The organism is Streptomyces sp. NPDC043870 (assembly GCF_056435785.1).
In genome coordinates this window covers 1-5,254 of the sequence record NZ_JBWKDT010000106.1, presented here as the reverse complement: position 1 = coordinate 5,254, position 5,254 = coordinate 1, and the positions used below count along the sequence as shown (strand labels likewise).

The 5,254-nt window shown below is 67.8% G+C and carries 4 protein-coding genes and 2 pseudogenes; 5 read left to right on the top strand and 1 reads right to left on the bottom strand.

Annotated features, from left to right (window positions below; all coding sequences use genetic code 11):
* Positions 1-244: 244 nt before the first annotated feature.
* The 5 genes and pseudogenes from AC0699_RS39235 to AC0699_RS39215 all read left to right on the top strand — a co-directional run bounded on the left by AC0699_RS39235 (position 245) and on the right by AC0699_RS39215 (position 3,439).
* A complete protein-coding gene (locus AC0699_RS39235) occupies positions 245-823 on the top strand; it encodes a carbonic anhydrase (protein ID WP_478671318.1) in 579 nt (192 codons plus the stop codon).
* Between the two features lie 7 nt (positions 824-830).
* Entirely contained in the window at positions 831-2,315 is a 1,485-nt protein-coding gene (locus AC0699_RS39230) for a SulP family inorganic anion transporter (RefSeq protein WP_478671314.1), read from the top strand.
* A 102-nt stretch (positions 2,316-2,417) separates the two neighbouring features.
* Positions 2,418-2,708: pseudogene (locus tag AC0699_RS39225) on the top strand (transposase); the annotation flags it as partial.
* Between the two features lie 132 nt (positions 2,709-2,840).
* Positions 2,841-3,284, top strand: a pseudogene (locus tag AC0699_RS39220) (DUF4158 domain-containing protein); the annotation flags it as partial.
* A complete protein-coding gene (locus AC0699_RS39215; protein ID WP_478671321.1) occupies positions 3,221-3,439 on the top strand; it encodes a hypothetical protein in 219 nt (72 codons plus the stop codon). The pseudogene AC0699_RS39220 and the gene AC0699_RS39215, both read left to right, overlap by 64 nt.
* A 265-nt stretch (positions 3,440-3,704) precedes the next feature.
* Here the strand turns inward: AC0699_RS39215 and AC0699_RS39210 are convergent, their stop codons facing one another.
* A complete protein-coding gene (locus AC0699_RS39210; RefSeq protein ID WP_478671311.1) occupies positions 3,705-4,913 on the bottom strand; it encodes an FAD-dependent monooxygenase in 1,209 nt (402 codons plus the stop codon).
* Positions 4,914-5,254: the final 341 nt, after the last annotated feature.

Sequence of the window (5,254 nt, the reverse complement as noted above, 5' to 3'; positions counted from 1 at the left end):
CGCGCGCTTGCGCAGCTCAAGGCGGTAAGGGGAAGGGCGTGCCATGACTCGATCCTCTCAAATGATCGAGTCCCTACCGAACCCGGAACGGTTCAGTCCCCCGGTTGGGAGACCCTCTGTCCACCGGTGCGGGGGCACATCGCGCTACTGCCGAAGCGTCCAAGCCGAGGAAGACTCAAAAGCACCGACGGAAATCGCTGCAAGCCCGACGCGCCTCCGGCGCGCCAGGAGGAGTCACCACACCATGCAACCCCTCATCGACAACGCCCGCACGTTCGGACAGCGCCCTGCGGAGTTCGCCAGGCTGGCCGAAGGCCAGGCCCCCGAGGTCCTGTTCATCACCTGCGCCGACTCCCGGGTCGTACCGGCCCTGATCACGGGCGCTCGGCCCGGCCAGCTCTTCGAGCTGCGCACCGCGGGCAACATCGTCCCCCCGTTCGTTTACGGCATCGCCACCGGCGAAGCGGCCACCATCGAGTACGCCGTGGAGATCCTCGGCGTCAGTGACATCGTGGTCTGCGGCCACTCGCACTGTGGTGCCGTGGGCGCAGTGGTGCGGGGCGACGACCTCGAGGCCGTACCCGCAGTACGCGACTGGCTCGCGGCCGCGGAGAAGCCCAAGTCGTCCGATCCGGCCGACCCGACGGTCGAAGAGGCCGTGCAGAACCACGTCTTGGCGCAGCTGCTGCGGCTGCGGTCCTACCCGGGCATCGAGAGGCGGCTTGCGGCCGGTCAACTTCGGCTGCATGGCTGGTACTACGAGGTGCACACCGGAGCGGTGCGCGAATACCGCGCGGAGACCGACACGTTCGAGGCGCTGTGAGGATGCGATGACCAAGTTCCCTTATCTGCGGCAGGATTTCGCCGCCTCGCTCGTCGTGTTTCTGGTCGCCCTCCCGCTGTGCGTGGGCGTCGCCGTCGCCAGCGGTGTCCCGGCCGAACTCGGCCTGGTCACCGGCATCGTGGGTGGCATCATCACCGGTCTGCTGCCCGGCAGCAGCCTGCAGGTGAGCGGGCCCGCCGCCGGCATGACCGTACTGGTCTTCGAGACTGTCCGCGAGTTCGGGCTGCCCGCGCTCGGAGTGATCGTGCTGGCCGCCGGACTGCTCCAGCTCGCCATGGGCGCCCTGAAGCTGGGGGGCTGGTTCCGGGCGGTATCTGTCTCGGTCGTCAAGGGCATGCTGGCGGGAATCGGCCTCGTGCTCATCGCGGGCCAGCTATATGCGGCGGCCAGCCTGAAGGCTCCGGCCTCCGACATCGACAAGATCCTGGGGCTGCCCAGGGTCGCAGCCGACGCGCTGGGCAGCACCGAGATGCTCGCCTCGCTCGCCATCGGCGCGGGCACTATCGCGGTGATCGTGCTGTGGAAGCGGCTACCCAAGAAGGTACAGATGGTGCCAGGGGCCCTCGCCGCGGTCATCCTGGCGATGCTGGCCACGCTTGCGTTCAACCTGCCAGTCTCGACCGTCGAGGTTCACGGCCTGCTGAACTCCATCCAGCCGCCCAGTGCCGACGCCTTCGGCGAGCTGGCCAACCCGGCCCTGATCGCCACAATCCTCGCCTTCACCCTGATCGCCTCCGCCGAGAGCCTCTTCAGCGCCGCCGCGGTGGACCAGCTGCACAACGGTCCGCGCACCGACTACAACAAGGAGCTCATGGCGCAGGGCGCGGGCAACGCGGCGTGCGGTGTGCTCGGCGCGCTGCCGGTGACCGCGGTCATCGTGCGCAGCTCCGCCAACGTCCAGGCCGGCGCGAAGACCAAGGCCTCCCGTGTCCTGCACGGCGTGTGGCTGCTGCTGTTCGCGGCGCTGCTGCCCGCCGCGCTGACACTGATACCGCTGCCCGCGCTCGCCGGCATCCTGATCCACGCCGGCTGGAAGCTGATCCCCTTCCGCGAGATCGTGCCGCTGTGGCGGGCGCACCGGGGCGAGTCGCTGATCCTTGTGGCCACGGCTGTGGCGATCGTCGCGGTGAGCATGCTCGAGGGCGTGCTGATCGGTCTGGCCCTTGCCGTGATCAAGACCGCCTGGGATGCCTCCCAGGTCAAGCTGGAGATCATCGACAAAGGCGCCGGTCCCGTCCAGGCGCACCTGTCGGGCAACGCGACCTTCCTGCGACTGCCAAAGATCCTCGACACCCTGGAGGCGCTGCCCCAGGACCGTCCCGTCGAAGTCAGCCTATCCGGTATACACCACCTCGACCACGCTGTCCGCACCGCCCTGGAGAACTGGGCCGCACAGCGCAACGCCGCGGGCACCAATCCCGTGAAGGTCACAGGGGACGGCGAACCGGTGCAGGCCGGCTCAGGCACCTGACTTCGCGTCAGGCAGGCGAAACGCAGTAGGGCAGCGGGGCTTGACCCCGGATCTTGGGCACCCGAGACACTTGGATCTTGAGTCCAGGAGAACGGATGTCCCGTGGTCATGAAGCACTATCCGCCGGAGTTCAAGGCGGACGCGGTCGCGTTGTACGAGTCGCGGCCGGAAGCGACGATCAGGTCGGTCGCTGCTGATCTGGGGGTGAACCCGGAGACGTTGCGGAACTGGGTCCGGGCGGCCGGAGCGAGCCGGCCACGGGGACGCCGGGCGGAGGGGTCCGCCGAGCCGCCCACGGTGCTGGAGGCAGAGAACGCGGCCCTGCGCAAGAAGGTCCGTGAACTGGAGGAGGAACGCGAGATCCTGCGGAAGGCGGCGAAGTATTTCGCCGGGGAGACGGGGGTCGAGGAACATCCGTGTCAGATCGTGCGCTAAGCCGGGTCCCAGCTGGTTGGGCCTTTGACCTGGGGTGATTGAGCGTCGGAGCCTTCGTGGGTTGTTGTTGTCGACCTTCGGAGAGCTGTTGTGGCGGTCGAGATTCTGACGGATGAGCAGGCGTCCCGGTACGGGGTGTTTCACGGGGCACCTTCGCGGGCGGAGCTGGAGCGGTACTTCTTCCTGGATGACGTAGACCGGGAGGCGGTGCAGGCCAAGAGGCGTTCGCACAATCGGCTCGGGTATGCGGTCCAGCTGACGAGCGTGCGCTACTTGGGCCGATTCATGCCGGACCCGCGGCAGGTGCCGGTGGAAGTGGCCGAGTACCTGGCCGAGCAGCTGGAGATCGGCGATGCGTCGTGTCTGAAGCTGTACGGCGAGCGGGACGGCACGGCCCGTACGCACGCTGGGGAGATCCAGGAGGCCGGGGGCTGGCGGGACTTTGCCGAGGTCCGGGACGAGCTGAGCGGGTGGCTGGACGCGCGGGTGTGGACGACTGGGGACGGGCCGAAGGCGTTGTTCGACGCGGCGGCTGCGACCTGGCCGTGCTCAGCCCCTACCGGAGCGAGAACGTCCTGCGCTTCGGCGACTACACCACCGACCACCTCCACATACCCCCACCCGCCTACAACCCGGACCTCCAAGCTGAAGCGCCGGGGGACGGGAGCGCTACGAAGAAAAGGAGGTGATATAATCCGGGGCCATAACCTGTGCCCATGCTTGAAATTTCCGGGAGTGTCTGAGAAGAGGCGACCCTGAGGGTCGAAGAGATCACCGAGGATGGTACGGAGGTGTGAGTCTTCGACCCCCGACTCGACCTGTGGCAAAAGCTTTGAGCCGGCTCCTGAAACTGGTACCCGACGGGGGTGCTTGCTCGCAGTTCAATCAGCCCTGCCGACCGCCCCGTTGGGGCACACAACATCACGCCCCTGCACCTTGTAGCAACGCGCGCGGTCAGCGGCGCAGCGCGTGGCCGCCGAACCCTTTGGGGCCGGCGGCCTCAAGCCACCACCGCTCGACAGCCGACTGGTCCAGGGCCGGCCAGTCGGGGGTCTCGGTGACCTGTGCTCGGCCCAGTCTGCGGCCGAGCTCCACGGTGGCGTGCCCGATGGGTACGCGCTCGGTGCTGTACGCGGCCAGCGCCTCCTGCCAGCTGTCGTGCGTCCGTAGTGCACGTTCCAGCGCTGCGGCATCCTGCAGCGCCTTGATCGCGCCGCTGCCGGTGTTCGGGCGGGCGATCGAGGCGGCGTCGCCGAGCAGCACGAGCCGTCCGAGCGTGTAGCTCGGCGCAACCATGTCGTACATGGGCTGCACGAAGGTGTCCTCGAGCCGGGTCAGATGGATTACTTCCTGCCAGAACGGCGGGAGGTGCTCGGCTACCAGCTGCAGCTGGAAGCGCCTCAGGTCATCGCTCATGACCCGGGGCTGGACGGTCTGCGGATCGGTGAAGTGGGCGGCCGCTGCGGCCGGCGGGGTCGCGTAGAACACCCAGTTGACGGTGGTACCCGCGCCGCCGAGGCCCGGTATGCGGTAGATCAGTATGTGGCCGCCGGGGAATCCCACGGATGCCGCGTCCCCGTCCGGGAAGGCACCCGGCGGCCCGGGGAGCCGCTGCTCGGGCAGGATCCCACGCCAGGCGATGAACCCGGCGTATTCAGCACAGGCCTGCGGGTACATCGCATCCCGCACCACCGAGCGGTAGCCATCGGCGCCGACTACGAAGTCGTAGCGGTCTTGCGTGCCGTCCGCCAGGTGCACAACCGTCCCGCTGGCGTCTTGAGTCACCCGTGAAACCTGCGCACCCGTGTGGTATTCCACGCTCGGGGGGATGCGGTTGTGTAGCTCCTCCCAGAGCGACCCCCAGTTGTAGGAGCGGAACGGCAAGGAGAGAACGCCGATCTCGCGTCCCGTGCGGGTGGCGCCGTCCCGGACCATCCAGGGACGCCGTGCCAACTGGTACCACGGCATGCTGGTGTCGAGGTACCCGGCTTCCTCAAGCTCGGTGTACCGGTCGTTGTGCAAGGTGAGGCCGACGCCGCGGTCCTGAAGCCGTCCGGTGGCCCGTTCGAGGACCACTACGTCCGCGCCGCTCCGAGAGGCAGCCAGGGCCCCCGCGCAACCCACGATGCTGCCACCCACGACGGCCACCCGTTCTGCCGACATGTCCTGCCTCCCTCCACCACTGCCATCCCCGCCCGGTTCACTGTCGAAAGCGCAATATGACCAGTATCCCGCTGCACCGGCAGGACCGCTCCCGCCGCCTATCGCCGAGGCCGCGCCCCGCAGGCCGAGGGCCATCTCTCCGCATCAGGTTCTGCTGTGAGGCGAGTGCGAAGCCGATACTCGGTTGGCGGTTCCCAGGCTTACTGATCCGACAAGCCGTTACGGAATGCGACTATTCGGAGACCACTAGTAGTACTTCGTTAGGTTGAGTCGGGCGGAGGGGGTTGTTTCCTCGTTGGTGTTGGTAACTGGCGGTGGCAGGTGGGGCATGCGCCGGTCCA